The sequence below is a fragment of the Sphingobacterium sp. B16(2022) genome (assembly GCF_012030425.1).
Taxonomy (GTDB): Bacteria; Bacteroidota; Bacteroidia; order Sphingobacteriales; family Sphingobacteriaceae; genus Sphingobacterium; species Sphingobacterium anhuiense.
Genome location: NZ_JAAUVN010000001.1, coordinates 960,942 through 981,117 on the forward strand (window position 1 = coordinate 960,942; position 20,176 = coordinate 981,117).

The 20,176-nt window shown below is 37.6% G+C and carries 21 protein-coding genes; 5 read left to right on the forward strand and 16 right to left on the reverse strand.

Features of this window, described 5'->3' with window-relative positions; all coding sequences use genetic code 11:
• Positions 1–10: 10 nt before the first annotated feature.
• The 7 genes from HCX49_RS04250 to HCX49_RS04280 all read right to left on the reverse strand — a co-directional run bounded on the left by HCX49_RS04250 (position 11) and on the right by HCX49_RS04280 (position 7,222).
• Positions 11–3,037, reverse strand: a complete 3,027-nt coding sequence (locus HCX49_RS04250; protein ID WP_168126271.1) for a SusC/RagA family TonB-linked outer membrane protein — start codon at positions 3,035–3,037, stop codon at positions 11–13.
• Between the two features lie 29 nt (positions 3,038–3,066).
• Entirely contained in the window at positions 3,067–4,164 is a 1,098-nt protein-coding gene (locus tag HCX49_RS04255; RefSeq protein WP_168126272.1) for a FecR family protein, read from the reverse strand.
• A 163-nt stretch (positions 4,165–4,327) separates the two neighbouring features.
• Positions 4,328–4,852, reverse strand: coding sequence for a sigma-70 family RNA polymerase sigma factor (locus HCX49_RS04260; protein WP_132767436.1), 525 nt, complete (start codon positions 4,850–4,852; stop codon positions 4,328–4,330).
• Positions 4,853–5,434: 582 nt separating this feature from the next.
• Positions 5,435–5,803 carry a rhodanese-like domain-containing protein gene (locus tag HCX49_RS04265; protein WP_108160955.1) on the reverse strand — a complete coding sequence of 123 codons (369 nt, stop codon included), beginning with the start codon at positions 5,801–5,803 and terminating at the stop codon, positions 5,435–5,437.
• Complete coding sequence (locus tag HCX49_RS04270; RefSeq protein WP_108160954.1) at positions 5,800–6,102, reverse strand: DUF3817 domain-containing protein; 303 nt, start codon at positions 6,100–6,102, stop codon at positions 5,800–5,802. Before HCX49_RS04270 ends, HCX49_RS04265 begins: the two co-directional genes overlap by 4 nt.
• Position 6,103: 1 nt before the next feature.
• On the reverse strand, positions 6,104–6,601 hold the full coding sequence (locus HCX49_RS04275) for a hypothetical protein (protein WP_237682711.1): 498 nt from the start codon (positions 6,599–6,601) through the stop codon (positions 6,104–6,106).
• 30 nt (positions 6,602–6,631) lie between these two features.
• Positions 6,632–7,222 carry a TetR/AcrR family transcriptional regulator gene (locus tag HCX49_RS04280; RefSeq protein ID WP_108160953.1) on the reverse strand — a complete coding sequence of 197 codons (591 nt, stop codon included), beginning with the start codon at positions 7,220–7,222 and terminating at the stop codon, positions 6,632–6,634.
• Positions 7,223–7,416: 194 nt separating this feature from the next.
• Here HCX49_RS04280 and HCX49_RS04285 point away from each other — a divergent pair, with 194 nt between their 5' ends.
• Complete coding sequence (locus HCX49_RS04285; protein ID WP_168126273.1) at positions 7,417–8,538, forward strand: LLM class flavin-dependent oxidoreductase; 1,122 nt, start codon at positions 7,417–7,419, stop codon at positions 8,536–8,538.
• Positions 8,539–8,666: 128 nt separating this feature from the next.
• On the opposite strand, the gene HCX49_RS04290 is transcribed toward HCX49_RS04285, so the two are convergent.
• Genes HCX49_RS04290 through HCX49_RS04305 form a run of 4 tightly spaced genes read right to left on the reverse strand, consistent with a single transcriptional unit; the run spans position 8,667 to position 11,486 of the window.
• Positions 8,667–9,605, reverse strand: a complete 939-nt coding sequence (locus HCX49_RS04290) for a DUF5777 family beta-barrel protein (RefSeq protein WP_237682712.1) — start codon at positions 9,603–9,605, stop codon at positions 8,667–8,669.
• 20 nt (positions 9,606–9,625) lie between these two features.
• A complete protein-coding gene (locus tag HCX49_RS04295; RefSeq protein WP_168126274.1) occupies positions 9,626–10,177 on the reverse strand; it encodes a YceI family protein in 552 nt (183 codons plus the stop codon).
• An 11-nt stretch (positions 10,178–10,188) separates the two neighbouring features.
• Positions 10,189–10,599, reverse strand: a complete 411-nt coding sequence (locus HCX49_RS04300; RefSeq protein ID WP_168126275.1) for a c-type cytochrome — start codon at positions 10,597–10,599, stop codon at positions 10,189–10,191.
• Between the two features lie 38 nt (positions 10,600–10,637).
• A complete protein-coding gene (locus HCX49_RS04305) occupies positions 10,638–11,486 on the reverse strand; it encodes a hypothetical protein (RefSeq protein WP_206368224.1) in 849 nt (282 codons plus the stop codon).
• A 156-nt stretch (positions 11,487–11,642) separates the two neighbouring features.
• Between HCX49_RS04305 and HCX49_RS04310 the strand changes: the two genes are divergently transcribed.
• On the forward strand, positions 11,643–12,206 hold the full coding sequence (locus HCX49_RS04310; protein WP_206368227.1) for an RNA polymerase sigma factor: 564 nt from the start codon (positions 11,643–11,645) through the stop codon (positions 12,204–12,206).
• 11 nt (positions 12,207–12,217) lie between these two features.
• On the forward strand, positions 12,218–13,393 hold the full coding sequence (locus HCX49_RS04315; protein WP_168126276.1) for an outer membrane beta-barrel protein: 1,176 nt from the start codon (positions 12,218–12,220) through the stop codon (positions 13,391–13,393).
• Positions 13,394–13,401: 8 nt separating this feature from the next.
• Here HCX49_RS04315 and HCX49_RS04320 read toward each other — a convergent pair whose 3' ends face one another.
• From HCX49_RS04320 to HCX49_RS04335, 4 genes are all read right to left on the reverse strand, one after another.
• A complete protein-coding gene (locus tag HCX49_RS04320) occupies positions 13,402–14,880 on the reverse strand; it encodes a rhodanese-like domain-containing protein (RefSeq protein ID WP_168126277.1) in 1,479 nt (492 codons plus the stop codon).
• Positions 14,881–15,033: 153 nt separating this feature from the next.
• The gene (locus HCX49_RS04325) at positions 15,034–15,267 is read right to left on the reverse strand and encodes a hypothetical protein (RefSeq protein ID WP_168126278.1); all 234 of its coding nucleotides are present in this window, start codon (positions 15,265–15,267) and stop codon (positions 15,034–15,036) included.
• A 5-nt stretch (positions 15,268–15,272) separates the two neighbouring features.
• Positions 15,273–15,914, reverse strand: coding sequence for a class I SAM-dependent methyltransferase (locus HCX49_RS04330; RefSeq protein ID WP_168126279.1), 642 nt, complete (start codon positions 15,912–15,914; stop codon positions 15,273–15,275).
• 54 nt (positions 15,915–15,968) lie between these two features.
• Positions 15,969–16,163, reverse strand: coding sequence for a hypothetical protein (locus HCX49_RS04335; RefSeq protein WP_168126280.1), 195 nt, complete (start codon positions 16,161–16,163; stop codon positions 15,969–15,971).
• Between the two features lie 525 nt (positions 16,164–16,688).
• Between HCX49_RS04335 and HCX49_RS04340 the strand changes: the two genes are divergently transcribed.
• Positions 16,689–17,534, forward strand: a complete 846-nt coding sequence (locus HCX49_RS04340) for a helix-turn-helix domain-containing protein (protein WP_168126281.1) — start codon at positions 16,689–16,691, stop codon at positions 17,532–17,534.
• A 50-nt stretch (positions 17,535–17,584) separates the two neighbouring features.
• Here the strand turns inward: HCX49_RS04340 and HCX49_RS04345 are convergent, their stop codons facing one another.
• The gene (locus HCX49_RS04345; protein WP_168126282.1) at positions 17,585–18,301 is read right to left on the reverse strand and encodes a DJ-1/PfpI family protein; all 717 of its coding nucleotides are present in this window, start codon (positions 18,299–18,301) and stop codon (positions 17,585–17,587) included.
• Positions 18,302–19,270: 969 nt separating this feature from the next.
• Here HCX49_RS04345 and HCX49_RS04350 point away from each other — a divergent pair.
• The gene (locus HCX49_RS04350; RefSeq protein WP_168126283.1) at positions 19,271–19,810 is read left to right on the forward strand and encodes a hypothetical protein; all 540 of its coding nucleotides are present in this window, start codon (positions 19,271–19,273) and stop codon (positions 19,808–19,810) included.
• Positions 19,811–20,176: the final 366 nt, after the last annotated feature.

The window sequence follows — 20,176 nt, forward strand, 5'->3', positions numbered from 1 at the left end:
GTTTTGCTGATTATAGGTTGAAGTTTAGACCGAATAAAATGGTACGGGTACGTGGATAAGTCTGCCTGTTGTCAACACCAGGTGTAAGTCCACCAAGATCTACCTCGGGATCTACCCCCTTGTAATTCGTAAGCACAAAGACATTGTTCATCGAAGCATATAGCTTTACATTTTTCAACTGACCACCGATATTGCGGATGTTGTAAGAAAGGCCCAAATTGGCTAAACGGAGATAATTTCCACTTTCTAAGTAACGGTCTGATAAATAGTGTGCGTTGATATCCGTTGCTTTCTCTGTGTCGATTACACTGGCCAATAGATTTTTCTGTCCGGCATTGCCTACGACATTGGAGTGTCGGGCGCGTGTCGCATTCATGACCTTATGACCAAATACACCCTGGAACATACCGGTTAAAGCGAAGTTTTTGTAGGTTACGGTATTGTTCCAGCCTAAAGTCAGTTTTGGCTGTGCGCTTCCCGTTACGGCACGGTCTTTATTGGTCGGGGTAATGGTGGTTTCACCTGTACGTTCCTTCGTTTGCGCATCGCGTACATAAAAAGTTGAGATACCGGCATCATTATAACCTGCCCATTCCCAGGTATAAAACTGACCAATAGGTGCACCTTCTTGTAGGCGTTGCTGAAAAGCATTACTTTGACCGGCGCCACCCAAGTCTGCTAAATCCACGTAGTCGGTTGAAAATTCCTGATTAGTAATACGAGTGACCACATTTTTATTGTGTGAAGCCACAACCCCTGTGTTCCAGCTGAAATGTGTCGTTTTTACGGGGACAGCATTTAGGGTCAGTTCAATTCCTTTGTTGTTGATCTCACCGACATTGGCTGTTAGTGAGCGGTACAGATATTTGGTTGTGGACACGGCATAGTCGTAGATAAGATCGGTGGTATTTTTATCGTAATATTCCAAGGTTCCGCTTAATCTATTTTTCAGAAATGCGAAGTCGATACCCAGGTTAAGCATCCCTGTGCGTTCCCAGCGTAGATTGGGATTTGAATTACGAAGTGCAGCCAGAGTACGGAGATCGTTTCCGAAAGCATCGGTGTAGAAACTCGAGGTGGCACCATAGACCTGTCTAGCGGTAAACACATCGAAACCTAATGAATTGCCACTGACGCCATATCCGGCACGCAGTTTTAGATCATCAAAGAAATTCATATCGCGAATAAATGGTTCTTCCGATAGTCTCCATGCTCCTGAAATAGAAGGGAAGGTGGCCCACCGGTTGTTTGCACCAAATGCTGAAGATCCGTCACGTCTTACTGTCGCCTGAAAAAGGTATTTATTGTTGTAAGCATAATTTACACGTCCGTAAACAGAGATCATACGCAGTGTTGAAAGGTAATAATTGCCAAATCCCAAAATATCAACAACATTGGCCATGCCAGGATTATAATAGCTTAGACCATCATCGTAATAGTCTGACGTTGTCAGTTGAAATCCATCGTCATTGTTGTTTTCTTCCCAGGAATAACCGGCAAGTGCTGAAAACTTATGTACGTCTCCAAATGTTCGATCGAAGCTTAGATTCATTTCCATGATCTTTCTTTCGTCTTCTACTGCTGCGCGGATCGATTTTCCATTTTGATTACGTGCAGCCATGGATAAACTCGAGTAATACTGTGCGTTGTTATACTGGCGGTTCTGTAGGGACAGGTCGATGTTGTAGGTTAGGCTCGGTAATATTTTATAACCAAGTTTAGCATGTCCCTGTATCATTTTGGTTTTGGTATAATTGGTATTCTCCTCTATTAATGATAGCGGATTCACATATTGCGAACGGTCTGTTTTTTCAAACCAAGCACCAGATTCTGTCCGGACAGGGGATACTGGCAAGTAGTAATACATCGCGTCGTATACACTTAAACCATCGCCAAGGGCAAGGACATCATTTTGTTTGGTAATACTGGTATTGATATTGAAAGAAGCTGTGAGCCGTTTATCCAGCGCGCTTGCTTGTACAAATCCACGTGCGATCTGACGGCCCAGGTCTGTTCCTTTTATAATACCATTGTTTTTAAACGTATTGAGACTGGCACTGTATTGTGTTGTTTCGGTTCCACCGATCAAAGAGACATTGTGATTATTGGAAATACCCGTTCGCTCTACCTCTCGTTGCCAATCGGTATCTGCTCCTAGATCATCGGTCGGTTCCATCGCGAATTTGTTAACCGCAATATAATTTCGGTACTGTTCACCGTTCATCATTTCATAGCGTTTCGCGATTTTGTCTATCGCTAAATAACCGTTGTAGCTCATGCTTGCCTGTCCTGCTTTACCGCGTTTGGTTGTAACAATAATGACCCCGTTTGCGGCTTTTGAACCGTATATCGCTGTTGCTGATGCATCGCGTAACACATCGATCGATTGGATATCGTCTGGTGCTACTAGTGCGAGTGATGCTCCGGGTACGCCATCGATCACATAGTAGGGTTCCATCGCTTCGCCACTTCTCAAAGTAGAAGCACCTCTTAGACTGACGGATGGGGTTGCATTGGGATTACTGTTGTTGGTTGATATGGTCAGGCCCGGGACCTTTCCCTGAAGCATCTGAGCAGGGGAGGTCATAACACCGACATTCATGTCTTCAGCTTTGACTGTTGTGATGGAACTGGTGAGGTCTTTTCGAGCGATACGTCCATATCCGATAACGACTTCATCGAGTGTTGTGGACATGGGAATAAGTTTGACGCTTAAGGCTAATGGCCTCCCGGGTTGCACACTGTAGCCCGAGAGTGTATCTGGCTGATAACCTACCGAAGAAAATATAAACTGATAAGGACCTCCTTCTGGCAGGTTGTGAAAAGAGAAAAGTCCTTTTTCGGAAGAGCTCGTCGTGAATGTTTTCCCCGATTCCCGATTTAGGGCTTTGACGCTGACGCCAGATAAAAACTTTCCATTTTCATCTTGTGTTGCTCCTTTTACTTGATCCTGTTGCGCCTGTGCGTAGGATAGCCCCGTCGCAAATAGTGCAAAGAATAACACGCTTTTTCTGAATTGGTTCTGTTTGTTAAACATGATTTTAAATAGTGATTGATTTTATGGATTTATAGTTGATCGTTGCTGTACTCATTTTGAGGATAGATGGTATAAGAACCATCCGTTTCTTGTACATAGCGCAGGTTATTAATAAGACAGATGACTGCAAGTACGTCTTGTAACTGTTCAAGTTGCGGGTTTATACTGCCAGTGTATTGGATTTTGGAAATGTCCTGTTTACCTATTTTTATAGGCGTGTTATAAGTCGTGCTGAGGGCAGCAAAAACCTCCGACAATGGAATATTGTTTAGTTCAAGCAAGCCATTGGGCTTGTTCTGACTCGGGGACTTGCTCGTACTTGCTTCTTTTTTTACAGTACCGCTATGATGCGCTACGAGATGCATGTTTGCATCAAAAGACAGGGACTCACCTGCATTTTTTAGGAAAACATTTTTAAATGTAGGAATAGCCATTATAGATGCAACAACAATCTTTCCGGTGTGTAATTGCACAGATATATATTTTGAGCTGCTGCGCGAATCAATGGTAAAGGATGTACCTAAGGCGGTCGTTTTTGTTGCACTGGCGTATACGCTAAATGGACGGGAACCATCTTTGTATACCGAGAAATAAGCTTTTCCATCTAAATAGATCTCCCGGCTGTGATCTGTGAAGTACTGCGGGTAACGTATGGTACTCTGCGCAAATAGTTTGACCGTAGATCGGTCGGGCAGTGTATAGGTTTGGATTGAGTTTTGGTTATTGGTTACTGAAACCCAGCTCGTATCTTTTTTGAGATCTGTTTTTTCCTGCTGCTCAACTAAAGTTGGACTGTTGTTATCAAAAGCTGGTTTTGTCCATAGCCACATGCCCAACGATACGAGTAGCAATGCTGCAGCTGCCGCGTAATAGCTAAGTCGCTTGAGGTAAATGTTGTTATTCTTCTTTTCCTCTTTTTGTTTACTTTCCGTGCTAATTTCGTCATGGATATAATGCGCCATTTTAGTCGATGGGATAAACTGGTCGGCATCTCCCAGATGTGATTCCCATTCTTGATCGGGAAATATATCATCAATTATGGATGGATCTTTCCATAGTTGCTTCCGTATGTATTCCTTGTCAAGACGATTTTGCTGCTTGCCTGTTTTGTTTTTTCTGAACCTCATAATAGCATTACGTGGTTCAGGGGGATATCCCTAGCGACTTAACAATTATTTAATTTAGGAATTAGCAGGGGGAAGTGCTTTTTTATGGGTATGTGTCTTGTTGTCAGCGTGATGCGTTGCAGGGAAGCGAATTTATTTTTTAATCGATCGCTCGGACATTATTTTATAGCATAATGGAATAAAGATGCTGCTTGAGTTGCATCAAGGCTTTACCAATATGGTGTTCGACCGTTTTTGGAGAAATGGAGTAGAGTTGTGCGATTTCTTTATGTGTTAATCCTTGTTTCCGACTCAGTTCAAATACCAGACGACGCATTTTAGGCATATTTTCGATATCCTGCTCCATGATCTTCAAGAGATCTTTACTTTCAATCGCAGTAATTAAGCTGTCCGTGAATGGGGTATTTGCCGATTCGCCTTCATATTTAAAACGGTTGGACTCTTTTCGGAGCAGATCGATCATGACTTGTCTGGCCATTCCAAAAATTTGGATATGAATTTCCAGATGCTCATTTAATTGCTTACGTTGCTTCCATAGTTTAATGAACGTGAGTTGGGTTACTTCTTCAGAAATGTATTCAGAACGCGTTTTCAGTATAATAAAGCTATAAATCTGCTGGTGATATTGTTCATAGATCTGATTAAAAACTTTATGGTTATCTTCTTTTATCGCTTTAATATGTTCCATACTTGAACAAAGTTAAAATGTCCAAGCTGATTAATGATTAAGCGAATATTATGATTATGTAAACAATCTATCCATTTAATCTTGAGCTATAGGAGTAATCCGTGGTTTTGTGAAATGTCTTGTTGTATACCATAATGGAAGTGAGGATTTTAATTTCGGGAAGGTAAATCTGCGCAGATTAGTATACCTCAAAAGCAGGTTTTTGAAAATCAAATCTAAAAATTATATCAGATAATCTCTAGTCAATAAAGCAATACAGTACAAATTTTGATTTGTACTGTATTGCTAGTTACTCTTAATGGAAGTAGAGAAAGAGTTGTGAAAATTTGAAGTTTTATGACAGGCTACTTTTGACTGTATCACCTACAGGTGAGCCTTCAAGTTATTGGCAGTCAAAACCATAGTCGCTCAAAATTTTAATTGTACGTTCAGTAATTTCGTTTATACTGTCAATACGCAAAATATTGTCGCAGTCTTCAAGGTCAAAATTCCACTTTGCAATTCCGAGATGTGTGTCAAGAAACGGTTTTAGTGTCTCTATTTCTCTTATACTTATCACACTTGTTTTAAACACTGAAATCATCAATTATCTTTTAGTTTGATTACTATTTTTTCAAGGTCAGACCAAGCACCGCCATTAAAAACATTTTTAAAACCTTTGTCTTTTAAAATGTTTTCCACTTTCACACTCCTTAAACCATGAGAACAGGTTGTAATGTATGTTTTGCTCTTATCCAGTTCAATGTATCTTTCATTAATTGTGCCTAGTGAAATATTTATTGAACCATCAATATGTCCCATATTATATTCTTTTTCGGTTCGAACATCTAAAATTACCGCTCCATTCTCTATTTTATGAGCGAGCCCATTATCAAGTGTTGCGAAACGATAGGTTCGATACGAGATGTAAATCAATATAACTATAGCACCAATAATATATATCGTCTTCATAGTTTGCTTAATATTTTATGGTCAATGTAAAATGTTCCGAATGGAATAATGCAGGCCAAAATAACTTTCCAAGTTGTCGTTTTAAATTTCCAATTCTGCTCTACAGCAACACTTAACGTATTGAACAGGAAAAGTAAAAATATTGCTCCATGAATCGGTCCTAATATTTCGCTTAAACTAGGATTATGAAAATAATGTTTCAGAGGTACAGCTACGAAAATGAGCACTAATAATGATACGCCTTCAAGAAACCCAATAATGCGCAATCTTCCGATTTTTGTTTTGAATAAATTTATCATACTATCTAAAATAAGGTCTGGTAGCAAATGGTGAAAATGGCCAAGGAATGGCTATGAAAATAATGATGAGTGAAATTGAAAACCAAATCAACATTGTTTTGAATTTTTCTTTGTCGGTTGTTTTTCTTTTTGCTTTAGCAGAACCAATGGTAATTAAAATGATCGCTATTAACATTAAAATTAGGTGAAGTAGACCAAAAAAGGCAAGATCAAAATTTTCAATGGCCTCATTAAAATTATTCCAGAAGTATTTGATGATGGGGCTTTGAGTGTACAATACAATTCCAACTAGAAGCTGAATGTGTGCAATTGTTGCTGTCCAATGACGTGTAGCATTGTCTCTTTTGGAGAATACAGCGTTAGAAGAATAACCTTTATATGCCCGATAAATAGCATAAACTATACTTGCTAGCACTAGCCAGCGTATTAAGGAATGATAAAAAGTAAGTGTTTGATACATCGCAAATTTTGTTTGTCGATGTAAATATAATAAAAACATACTAAGTAGTATGTTTTTATTAAAGAATATTTAAGCTAAATTGTTTAGGTAAATTTTCAGTTCTTTTAAATAGGAGTGATAGCATGCTGTACTGTTATAAACTTTTCCGAAATTTCTAATTCCCCAATACCCTGACATAATAAAATACGCGACTTGCTGCGGATCCACATTTTCCCTTATGGTTCCATTTTCTTTGGCACTTTTTATACTATTTTCAATTGTTTGCTGCCATTCTAGAATGAGTTCAGATAGTGCCTTTCCAAAAGCTGCATTCCAAGGTGTCATTTCCTGTGTTAAATTTCCTGCGGGACATCCATATTCTAACTTCAAAAGCGGATTTTCCAGAAGTAGCGCTTTTGTCATATCATAAATTTCCTGAGTAGGATTTTTTGCATTTTGTAAAGGTTTAATGAAATCATTTTGCATTGTTGGTTTTAAAATTTCATTAATTATAGCCAAACCCATTTCATCTTTGGTCTTAAAATGATAGTAAAATGCTCCTTTTGTAACTTTTGTTGTCGCAATAATTTCATCAATACTTGTCGTTTGATAACCTTTGGTATAGATAATTTCAAATGCTTTTTCAAGAATTGTATGCCGAGTTGCTGATGACTTTTTCATAAAAAATACTAATTAGTATGAATACAAAGAACGTAATTCTTTATTGGTTTGACAAGTTGTGGTGAAGGCTGTTGGCTACTGACAAGGTTGCCTCTTTATTTTCAGTTATCAAAAAGATAGTATTCAGATTATTTTTGGTAGCCCATGTTTTTTTTCTGTTTGTAATTTTGCATCATATTCTAAATTAATAGTTTATGGAAAATAAAGATAAAGACAATCCCAATAATATACCCGTTTCTTTTCATTCGGTTAAAAAGCAAGGAAGCGCTCCGGTGCCCTTGTCCATCCTTGATGTGGCTACAACGGGAAAAGGTTATTCAAGTATGGAAGCAATTAATAACAGTATTGAGCTTGCTAAACTTGCAGATAAACGGGGCTTTGCCCGTTATTGGGTAGCTGAGCACCACGGCATGCCCGCTGTTTCTACCTCTTCACCCGCGATGTTGCTATCCCGGCTGATCGGTGAAACACAACAAATAAGATTAGGATCTGGTGGCATGATGCTACCAAATTTTCCGCCTTTGGTCGTTGCTGAGCAATTTGGTATGCTGGAGGCGATGGCACCAGGGCGTATCGATCTTGGAATAGGACGTGCACCGGGGACCAATGAGCTTACAGCCTCAGCACTCCGTCGTGAGCAGTTCGGAGCTGAAAATTTTCCAGAACAGTTGACGGAGTTACTCCATTTTCTTGAAGATGATTTTCCTGTAGGACATCCTTACAAAGGCAAGGTATTTGCAGTTCCTGGACCCGGTCAAGATCTTGAAAACGGCATTGCACGATCTTTTGAAAGTCCATTAGTTTGGTTATTGGGATCTAGCAGTTATTCTGCGCAATTGGCAGGAAAGTTAGGACTACCATTTGCCTTTGCTGCGCAACTGGCACCTGAAAACATGTTGGCCGCATTTGAACTTTATAGAAAGTACTTCAGACCTTCAAAAGTACTTGACAGTCCTTACACCATTGCTTGCTTTTCAGTTTATGCAGCAGACAATGAAGAAGAGGCTCAAACGCAAGCATACTCGTTCTCACATAGTATGCTCCGAATGATGAACAGACAATCTTATGTGATTCCATCTCCGGAAGAATTAAAAAATTATAAGTACAGTGATTCCGAAAGGTATATATTGGAAGGTTGGAACCATAAAATGATCTACGGAACTGCAGAACAGGTCGTAAGTAAGCTAAATCACTTTCAACAGATTTCAGGGGCAGATGAATTGATGATAGCCAATTTAGGTCATTCTCTCGAAGGGATACTGCATTCTGCAAAACTGATAGCAGATGCATACCATATGCCCAATCTGTGTCTGTAGAAAACATTAGTTTTAGCGTATTGTCATAAAAAGAAACTCAACTTTATTTAAAGGCTTGAAAACATCACACCCACTGCATAGAGTGAGTGTGGTGTAAGGGCTGCCTACAAGATGTAATAGATTAAAGCCTATTCTTTAGGTTTTTTATCAAAACTAAAACGTCTTGCAATACTAAATCCCCATCTAAATTGTCCTTTACCCCAAGAACTGATTGTTTCGCTAATAAACTGAGATTCCTGCATAGCTGTTGCATTTGTAAAGTTTAAATGGAAGATATGGCCACCTGTATCCATTTCCAGTCCCACACCTAAAGCATTATAGTAGCGTTGACCCGTTATGTTTTCTCGATATTGCTTTTTAGACGACTGACGAAAAGGAAGAAAATAATCTGCAACGACCGCGATTCTGTTACTAACCTTTGCCCGACCTCCGATTCCGATAGCAAACATATTATTCTGATCATTAAAAGCTGTAAAATTGCGATGAAGATAGGTGGGGACCAATGCAAGAGAAATATCTGGACTAAACTTCCTAGCTATGATCAATTGACTTACATAACTCATACGGTCACTAAAATCATCAAAATTAGCTGCCGAATTTTTATCTTCCGAGGCTTCCATCGCCGATACGGTCGTACTTCCAAAAAAAGCGATGGATACAGGTACACTGTTATCGACAGTTTGTTCCAAAAAGCGGTATTTTAGATTAGCCTCATAGAGCTGTCTGATTTCTGTTGCTCCTTTCGCTCTAGCAATTCCAATTGTTAGGTTATCCAATAAACCATAATCAAGACCAATTCTGATATCCGAAGAGTTGTCTAGACCAAAGAAATTTTTGGAGCCACCAGCACTTCCTGCGATATCTCCAAAACGATGATCCACCTTAAAATCCAGTTCATTTCGATGAATAGTCTCCGTAGTTTTAAGATTAATCAAGCTACCCGACTTAAATGTTGCAGTAACTTTTTCATTCTTCGGGTTTCCCAGATCGATCAGTTTATCAAGATCCTCCTGTGCAAATGCCCCTGTCGTGATACCACATAGAAGGGTACATATTATACTTTTCATATTTCCTTGCATGCTTTAGATTAATGTTTATATGTGGCATTTATTTTCACCTTCACAACCTCTGCGATTTTTTTTCCAACCACAGATGGAATGGTGATCTTATGATCTGCAAGTCTGACGTCGAAACTAGCTGCAGCAGTTATAATTGAGTTTTTGACTGTAAATGTCGCCATGGTAGCGTAAGCTTTGGTGACACCATGAATTTGCAATGTACCCGAAACCTTTGCGGTATAATTCCCATCCTTGGTTAGTTGTCCACTATTTTCAATTTTCCCTTTAAACTCTGAAACAGTATACTTGTCACTTTCCATATAATTTTCATTGAAATGTTCTTGCATCAGTTTCTTATCAAATTGGAAAGACGTATTCTTTACCCGAAATAAGATATCTCCAGTTTTTATATCCAAAGCTGATCCCGCTAAGTTGCTCTTAGCCTCAATGTCCTCGAGCATTGCACTACTGAAAAAGCTGATCGATGCACCTTTTGAAATAAAGGAACTGCTCTGTTGTGCAAAACCCTCAAGGCTCAGAAGCAGAAACAGGAACACACTATAAATAGTAATTTTTTTCATATTAATTGATATTAATTTTCGGGTGTATTACGTTTAAACCAGGCATCTAACAATTCTATTTCTTTGGCAGACAATGTTGAACCTATCGGCATTGTTTTGGTGACCAATACCACATTATTAATTCGAGCGACATGATCTTTAATAGCACTATACCCGTTAAAAGTCCAACGTGCGCTCGCCGATCTGCCAGTGGCATGACATGAATTACATTTTATTTCGAAAAGTGCCTTCGCAAAATTAATGTAGGTCACGTTTTGTACGGTTACGGTTTCAGTCTCATTAGGCAGCTCAGGAGAAATCTCCTGAGCCTGTTTTTTTGTACAGCTAAATAGAACAGCGATTCCAAGCAATACTAAAGAAGCCCTGAACTGCCTACCAATTCGTATATCGTATGATGGTTTTTTAAATTTTAATATTTCCATAATAAATAGGAATAAACCAAATGGGATTAGATTTAAGATTAGTTTGCGGCTGCGACGGTTGTTTTATCATTCACAATTGGCCATACACCTGGACGCGGATAGCTGATCCCTCTGTTGTCGCCTCTTTGTTGATCTTGACCAAAATAATATAACGGCCATCCTTTATACGTCAATTGCTTCTTTCCAAAAACCGTAATAACGGCAATATCTGTAGCAGAAACCAAGGAAGGTAGTGCACCTTTTTCTTTCTGGAAGATAGGCCACAAAGCATCATTGCTAAAATCAGCGGCTGTATAGTTGTTTTTATTAAATCGATCTGGTTTAAAGGCATACAATGTCCTTCCTTGATCGTCGGTCAGATAGCTTGTATTGCCTTGTCCTTCGGTATAGTTTTCTAAATAGTCTTTGGTGTCATCTCCTTTTAGTTGCCCGTTTGCGACCATAAGTAAGTAGTCGGGTTTTGCAACATACCAGATTTTATTTACGGCATCACCTTGTACTTCGCCAGATTTGCTATCGCCAACATAATAGTAAAGAGGCCAACCTTTGTAGGTACTTTGTTTTTTACCGTCAGCCCGCGTGATTTCACCTAATTGGTTCTTATCAATCTTCACATCGCTACTTATATCACCACTGTAATAAATTGGCCAGACTGTCAAGCAGTTTCCGGTACAACTTGAAGAGCCCTTGGTATCATTTGAGAAAAAGTATAATGTTTTTCCATTGCTGTCAGTAAGAATTGTGCCGAATTTAGCATCTTGGGATGTCTGCATACCTTTCGTATTATTTTCAGGATTTTCAACCTTGTCTTTGGAGCAGGATGAAAAAATGGTTAATAGTGCGGTCGCCATCATGGCAGTTTTCATTTTGGTTTTGTTGAATCTCATGATCAATAGTTTTAGTGTAGTTTATTAATCAATACGGTGCTGTTCTGAAGATGGTTGCCTGAGATCTAAAAAAAATAATTTACCAAGGCAACCTTTTTTATTTCTCCATCGTAATATAGTTAACACTATATTTATCAAAGAAAAGCAGCATCTCGAGTGACGATAAACGAACATGACGAAAACACGATCCAAATCATAAAAGGATGCATCATAGAGGACCGAAGATCCCAAAAAGATCTTTATAAACTATACCATGCCCTGGCATTGGGAATATGCCTACGGTATTCAAACGATAAGGAAGAAGCATTGGCAATATTAAATGACGGATTTTTTAAGGTATTTAAGCACATAAAAAAATATAATTTTGATAAACCTATATCAGCATGGATCAGAAAAATCATGACAAACACAGCAATCGATTACTACCGGAGTAAGGTTCGTATGGGCGCTGTGGTTGATATAGCATCTTATGAGCATCCGATTACAGATGAAACAATTACACAAAAGTTGCATTATGAGGATCTGTTGCTGATGGTACAAAAATTGTCGCCTACGTACCGGACTGTTTTCAATCTCTATGCCATCGATGGCTATACGCATGAAGAGATCGGTAGTATGCTTGGCATTGCAGTAGGCACTTCAAAATCCAATCTACATAAGGCACGACAACGATTGGCGGAAATGGTAAGAAATCAAAATTCAATAGCAATTAAAAGTTAGGAACATAATTGATGGAAAAGAACAAGATCGATGAACTTTTTAGAAAAGGATTAAGTGATCCTAAACTAGACTTCGATGAAGATCATTGGCAAGATATGCAGTCACTTTTGGAGAAGAAAAGTGGTAAAAAAAAAGTTAGAAGATTGCTTATTTTAGCTGTAACAAGTGCAGCTGCTATTGCAACCGTATTCTTTATTTTAGACAGAAATATATTGGTTACAGATGAAAATGAAAGTTTCGAAACTGTGAATACTGACATTCCTGTGGTACGGGAAAAATTCAACGGAAAGCTACAAGGAGAAGGCGGTGCGAAAGAAGAGCAAACAGCATTAATCTTTAATGAGGAACTAGCCGAAACTTTCTCATCAGCACAGCATTCACAGGCTTGGCAACGTACTGCGTCTATTGAAGTCGTTAATTCAAAAAACAGGATACTGTCAACAGGTTCATTGAGCGAAATCTCGATCCCGACAATAAAACCCATGACAAGATCGAAATATCGCTTTCACCCATCAATAGAAACTTTTCCAAGCTTCACGAGTGAATCCACACTGGCGCTACAGCATAAAAATGAGTACGATGTAGCTCCTCGTGATGCCCGCTCCGTATTAAGTATATTAGCCGGGCCAGATCTATCTAGTGTAAGAGGATCTGATCAATCGACTTTAAGTGAAAATGTTGGCGTACTGTATTCTTATCCCGTGGTCAATAGATTAAGTATATCCTTAGGAGCCACTTATGCAAAGAAAAATTATAGGTCGGACTACAGTTTATATTCACCTGCAAATCCCCCAACCTTAACCGAGATGCCAAGTATGGTCAATGCCGAATGTGATGTCATCGATATTCCTTTAACGGCCAATTATACTGTTTTAAAAAATAAAAAAATCAAGTTCAATGTTAGTGCAGGTCTTTCCAGTTATTTCATGTTAAAGGAAAAATATACTTTTGAATATGGAGGATCAGGCAATTCAGAAAATAAAAGAAGCGCCGTATACGAAATCAGTGGTGAAAATCAGCACATATTTGGTGTAGCTGATTTTTCAATCTCATTAGAAAAAAAAGTGAGTGATAAGATCAATGTCGGCATAAAACCTTTTCTTAAAATGCCCCTTACCGGTATCGGTTATGGAAGGGTAGATCTAGAGTCAAAAGGAATAGCCTTGATGGTTGGCGTGACACTGTAATCGATACTTTAGTTTTCTTTGACTAATTCAATCTTTTTTTCTGTCCATTCATTTATTCCCCCGGAGAACATTTTGATATTCTGAATACCTGATTTTTTCAAGAGCGAGTATGCCATCGCAGCACGGACTCCGCTTTGGCAATGAACGATGACTGGTCTGTCTTTGCTGATTTTGTGCAGATTGTTTTTTAAAGTAGTCAAGGAGATATTTTCAGCACCTCTGATGTGCCCGTTACCGTATTCATTTTCCGTTCTTACATCTATGATCTGCACATCATTCTTATCCAAATGCTTTTGCACTTCTGTACTAGTTACCAGATTAAATTTTTCCAGTTCCATATTCATCTTGTCCAAGTCGGTTACAAAACCATATATATTGTCCATACCGATACGCATCAGTTTTCGGGTTAAATCTTCCGTTGTACCGTCGTCAGCAATCAATACCAATTGTTGTTGATAATCTACTAAAGAACCGATCCAAGTAGCAAGAGACTTTCCATTTTCGATATGTAAGGTACCAGGAATGTGTCCTTCTGCAACCATATTTTTGTTGCGCGTATCAATTATTAGGAGGTTGTTTTCAATTGCCTTTTGCAGCGCTTGCTGAGTAAGTTTTTGATGAACAGGAACCTCGATAAGCAATGGACGTTTCTTTTTGTTCATTTGCTTCATTACGGCAAAATATTTAGGAGGAGAGGGTTGTCCTTCCAAAATGTATTTTACAAAACCCTTTTCATCATTTTTGAATTCAAAAGCTTTACTGTTGAGCTTTTCGTCCTTCAATGTTGAATGCGGAATATTGCTCAGGGTTTTGCCACAAAAAGAACCCGCTCCGTGTCCGGCCCAGATTTCCACATCATCAGACAATTTAGAAAATTTTAGAATGGATGCGAAGAGTTGCTTTGCACCGATTTCCTGCGAGCCTATCTGTCCGGCTGCTTTTTCCAAAAGATCAGGACGACCAACATCTCCCACAAAAATAAAATCGCCAGTAATTGCCCTTTTTGGTGTGGTAAATACTTTTGTATCTACGACAAAAAAAGTGATGCTTTCGGGAGTATGTCCAGGAGTGTGCATGATTTTGAGCTCAACTTGCCCTATGGAGATGATGTTACCATCTTTTAGACCTTTATGAGGGAACTGATATTGCCAGTTTTTACCGCCTTCGTCTGATAATAATAGGTCAGCATTAGTAGCAGCCGCCAATTCACGAGCGCCACTTAAAAAATCAGCATGAATATGTGTTTCGGATATTTTGGTGATTTTGAAATTATTGGTTTTAGCTATGTTCAAGTAAACATCCATATCCCTCTTGGGGTCAATAACAATTGCTTCTTTTGTAGTAAAATCTGCGATGAAGTAACTCGCCTGCGCAAGCGTTTCATCATATACACGTTCGAAATAATAGCTTTGAGCGTTTATTTTATTATTTATTAACAGGGAAATAAGCAGGAGTAAAGCACTTTTTAAGTTTATCTTATTTAGCATAATCAATTATTTTTGAAATTCATCACCTACAAAGGTAGATGATCTTATCCCTACACTATGTAACAAAAGTTACATAACAAGATTGATCTGTCAAAGATACTATTAACCAACAGTTGCATCAGGAAATTAATCGATTAGAATCAAGTCCTGCGTTTAGCGCACTTCTTCATACGTTATTTCATCTGTTTTTTTGTTGCTTTTTGGAAACGATGTATTGCAGCTCGAAGTACCACAGCAACCAATATTTAGCAAGGGCATTAGTGAAAATAAACCACCTAGTGCTACGAACATCCACTGATTATCCATAAACCCTTGTATGATGATCAAAATACCCATTGCCAATCGAAGCAACCGCATGAAGCTCCAGTTTCTAAAGTAATTTTTCATTGTTCTTATTTTTTTCTTCCAATAAATCTGATCACAGAACCTGTTCCGTTGTGGTAAAGTCCTTCCTTTAATTCAATTTCCTGTTCTACTAATTCCACAATTTCATAATTCGGGAAGTCTGCTTTTATTTCCTCTATTGAAAATAAACTTTCAATGTCTTTCGGTCCGCCTACTTTTTCGTTTGTCCTTACATAATCAATGTGTTTTTTGCTAAAGGCTTCAAAGATTATGGTACCGTTTTTTTTCAAATATTTGTCTAGTGCCTTATGGTAGTTAGATTTTATATCAGCTGGAAAATGTGCATAGATTAGGGCGATTGCATCAAATTGATTGGGTTCAAAATCTAAAGTTTCCAATTCGCCCACTTTGTAGTCGATGGTTACCTCATTTTTTTTAGCAAGTTTAACCGCTTTATTTTTACCCTCAATACTTATGTCAAACGCAGAAACATTCCAGCCGCTTTTGGCTGCAAATACGGCATTTCTTCCTTCACCTTCTGCAGGAAAAAGAATGGATCCAACGGCTAGTTTTGCCAATTGCTTTTTTAAATAATTGTTTGGTTCTTCACCATATGCAAACTGCTCGTTGCTGTATCTGTCGTCCCATCTCGCAGTCCATAGCTCATTTGCTTTCTTATTTTTTTCCATATTGATGTCTTTTTATTCTAATTTTAACGATTTCTGATCCAGCAATCGGCAGTTTTACCTTTTGCTTCCTATCGTTCTTTTATTCTTTACTTCCGAAAAACACTTTACGTTTTCAAAACTATTTTTTGAACGAAGAGTATATGCACTAGTTGAGCGCTGGTCTGCTTGACGATGAAGAATAACATCCTGTTGCTCTTTGCTCATTTTATAGCTCCGCCACCGATTGAATTTACCTGCAATATCCATCACTTTAAGATGGTTTAGTAAATATGCATCAATTTAATAACAAGTTCAGCTACTTTGGTTACATAAGTGATATATTGTTTCTACCGAGTTGAACAGACCAGTTGGATATTAGACAATGCAATCGGTTTGTTGGACATATTGATGTTTCCATGTTGACCACATTTGTATTTTGGTTATCTTTGTATAGGTATACGAGATGGATATAGCTACATACCAAAAGGTAAGAAATACTGATAATCAGTGGGTATAAGCAATATTAATATGGTGGCGGAAATACTACTTTTTCGGAAATTACTACTTTTCTTATCGGAAAGTGGACGTTGGTGCTTTTATATCCGATAAATGTTATAATAGTAAGTTATGTAGGGCTATGTAACGATTAGCTACTTTTGGATTGAGTTACCTAGTTTAGTAAGTGCACTGATGGTAAAACGACAAATGATGTGTTTTGAAAAACTTGACCGTCATTTTAGAATAAATAGTAAATACAGGATTTTCTTCCTGTCCAATGTTTAGAAGAGTAACAAAATGGATTGTATATTACCCAATTACAGTATAAATTTCAGGGATGAGTTTTCATTGATTACAGGAGAAGAATTGGAGCGATTTATGAAGTTAGATTCAGATGCTCACACCCATAATTTTTATATCCTGAGCTTTTTGTATGAGGGTTATGTGAGTCATCTTTCGGACTTTGAAAATAAGCAACTCTCAGGGCCAGCAGTGCTAATGCTGGATGTTGATCAGGTACACACGCATCCTGACATGAGCAATTGCAAAATAGTATCAATCGCATTCTCTAGTCATTTTATTGCCGATCAGACTCATCAATTTCTTCAAAAAGTAAATCTGTTGTTCTCACGGCCGTTCATTCAAATTTCTTTTGAAAAACTTCAAGAATTGGATCATATCATCAAAATTATTGCGACAGAAGTTGATAAAGAAGATGCCGATGAAGAATTGATTAAAGCGCTATTGAATGTTTTGATCGTGCAATGTTGCGGACTTTCGGTAAAGTATCCAGTTAAAGATCACAATGTTCAGGGAATCTACGATAGTTTTAAAGCATTGCTAAAACAACATTACCATAAACAACATCAGGTAAAATTCTATGCAGATCGGCTAAATGTTACAACGCGGACATTAAATCAAAGTGTTCGTAAATCAACCCTTAAAACACCTAAGCAACTAATTGATGCGCATTTATTACTAGAGGCAAAAAGACTCCTGTACTGGTCAAAAGTTCCTGCAAAGGAAGTCGCATGGGAGTTGGGATTTGAAACGGATAGTTATTTTAACCGCTTTTTTAAGAAATATACTGGTGAAACTCCGAAGGAATTCCACAGAAAACAGTTTCACGGTAAAACAGAATAACTGCTGACAAGTCATATTTGTCAACAGTTACTTCATTTGTTATTTTGGCGTTATTTTTTAGGTAAAAATTCCATCGTATTATAACGGTCATAAACCATTCCGAGTGCGATATCGTCAGCAATTTCTTTACCGTTTATCAATTCAATAGCTTGAAGAGCCACATCCATACCAGAAGTGACACCGGCGCCAGTTAAAAACTTGCCATCCACTACAAATCGAGTTTTTTCCTGCACTTTTATTTTAGGGTGCGATCTCAGTTCATCAATTGACCAGTGATGCGTAGTTGCGGAGCGTCCATCGAGCAGACCCGTATTTGCCAGTATAAGTCCACCAGTACAGACAGACATTGTCATTTGGGTTTTTTCATTCTGTGAGACAATCCAATTCATCATTTTTTTATCTGCAGAAATCGTTTTGACAATCTCAGGAGATGTTCCAGGGATAACCAATATATCTGATTGTGGAGCATCGTATATGCTGTATTTAGAAACTAGGTTTACTGTTCCACCGTCCATGACTATATTTTTATTGGCTGTTGCCGATATGGTGTAAATATTATAGTTGCCATTCCAGTTATTAGCCTTTACAAAAACATCAATAGGACCACCCGTATCGACAATCTCTACACCATCATAAACTAAAACTCCAATATTGATCTTGCGATCAGTAGGGAAATTGAATGTGCTTTTTGCACTTTCCTGTGCATTACTATTTAAAGAGCACACTAAAAGAGGAAGAGTGAGTAAAGAAAATTTTATGAATTTCATCTTAAAAAAATTATGTTAAAATTATTTGTTATAGGTGCTATATCTTATGCCGGCTAAGCTATCGTTACACCGATACAAATGTAGCTATGGGTATATCAATAAAAATTACACTTTTGAGCTCTTTAATTACACTTTAAGGTTCTGTTTATTCAACACCTTTTATTTTAACTCATCTATGAATTTGACAATTCAAACAATGAATAACTTAGGTAGAAATGATTTGATTTTAATTCTTTTTTTAACAATGAGAATGGACGCACCATTGGATAACCAGCCGGTTGCCCAACATTCTTTCGTATTCATAATTTTTGGTATAAAATTTTCATGAGCTTGCAAGTAGTAAATTGAATATTAATTTAGGTTAACTATAAAATCACCTATTATAATCTTGGGAACCATTTGAATGAACCGAACTATCGCGGGAAATCTCATTACTATATTCTGAAAGCGCCTTTTGGCAATACTGAAAATATCTCTCAAAAATATCGGCTATAGGGTCTTCGTTATAGTCGTAAATGTCTGCTACGTGAATTGTTTTTGTTGTAATTAGCTCAGCTGTAATTTCTTTGTAGTTATTACATAATAGTGTAAATCGGTTAAGTATAAAAAATAGTAACTCAATTAATTGCAAATCTATCTTAAAGAGGTTTGAATGATTTTGTATATTTTGAATTTTGCTGGAAAAAATCAAATTTTGTAACAGTTATTGAAGTCAACGCCGAATTTGCTAAATATAATAACTCATTATACTTCTAATTCTTTGCGTCAGATTTTATTTAAATATTTTTTTTAAATTAATGATATCTTAAGAAAAGTTTGTATTTTAAGTTTTAAATTAACCAATTTTTCTTAACTAGAACCATATAATATGAAAGCAAAAATTTTACAGATGCTCTTCTGTCTCATTATTTTCATGGGATGTTCCCGCAATGATATCCCCTTCAACTGGTACTTGTAATTAAGGAAGATATGAATAGATTTAAAAAAGTAATTGATGAATATTTTGACTGGGACTTTTTCTGGAGACCATCTGAGTCTTCAAAACAGAGCAAGTTGGACGAACGGGGTGAACGTTTTCTTGCCAATCATCCAGATCTTTTTAAGAAGGTCATAACTGACTTTAGATCAAATTTTCCACAGTCAGAAATTTTAGGATTCAGTCCATTTCCTGTCGAAGACCGATGCTTAAGTTTTGAAATAAAGTCTAACACTGAAGGTACTTTTGTTATTTGCATTAGTATTTTCAAGTATTTGTTGGTGTGGAAATTGTATGATGGTGAGCCATATACTCCTGAAAATTATATAGAAACTGGTGAATCGGAACTAATTGACAGAATTTACCAACTCGTAATAAAACCACATGTGGAGGTCGAGTGGTTGCATAGAGATGAAGCGTTCCTAGAAGTGAAAGAATTTAATTATGCTTCAGCCTCAGGACCATTTAAAGACGAGGAGGAAGATTTTGAAACACCGATTTTCTTAGCAAATCTATTAACCCGTTTTCGTTAAAATTTAAACTTTGTTTAAGCCTTTCGCACAGTATGGCGAAAGGTTTTCCAAGCTTTATATATTTTGCTCGTTGGCCAGATATTACAGCAGGAGAGTTGGAGCCATTTAAGAGGAGATTGGTTGATTAATTTGTCGTAATAGGAGTGTTTTCTTCGAATTGTAGCAGCTTTCCATATGGACAACATTGACACCCGACATTAAGAAATTGATTAATCAAATTCATGGAGGTTTATGTCTATGCACTTTATCTTAAGTGAATTAATATGGAAATGTAAACCATGAGAAAGCATATGTAGCATACAAATTTCAGGAAATAGACAATTCCTATTTGCACATCTCTGAAAACTATAAAGTCGTCAGGAAAGT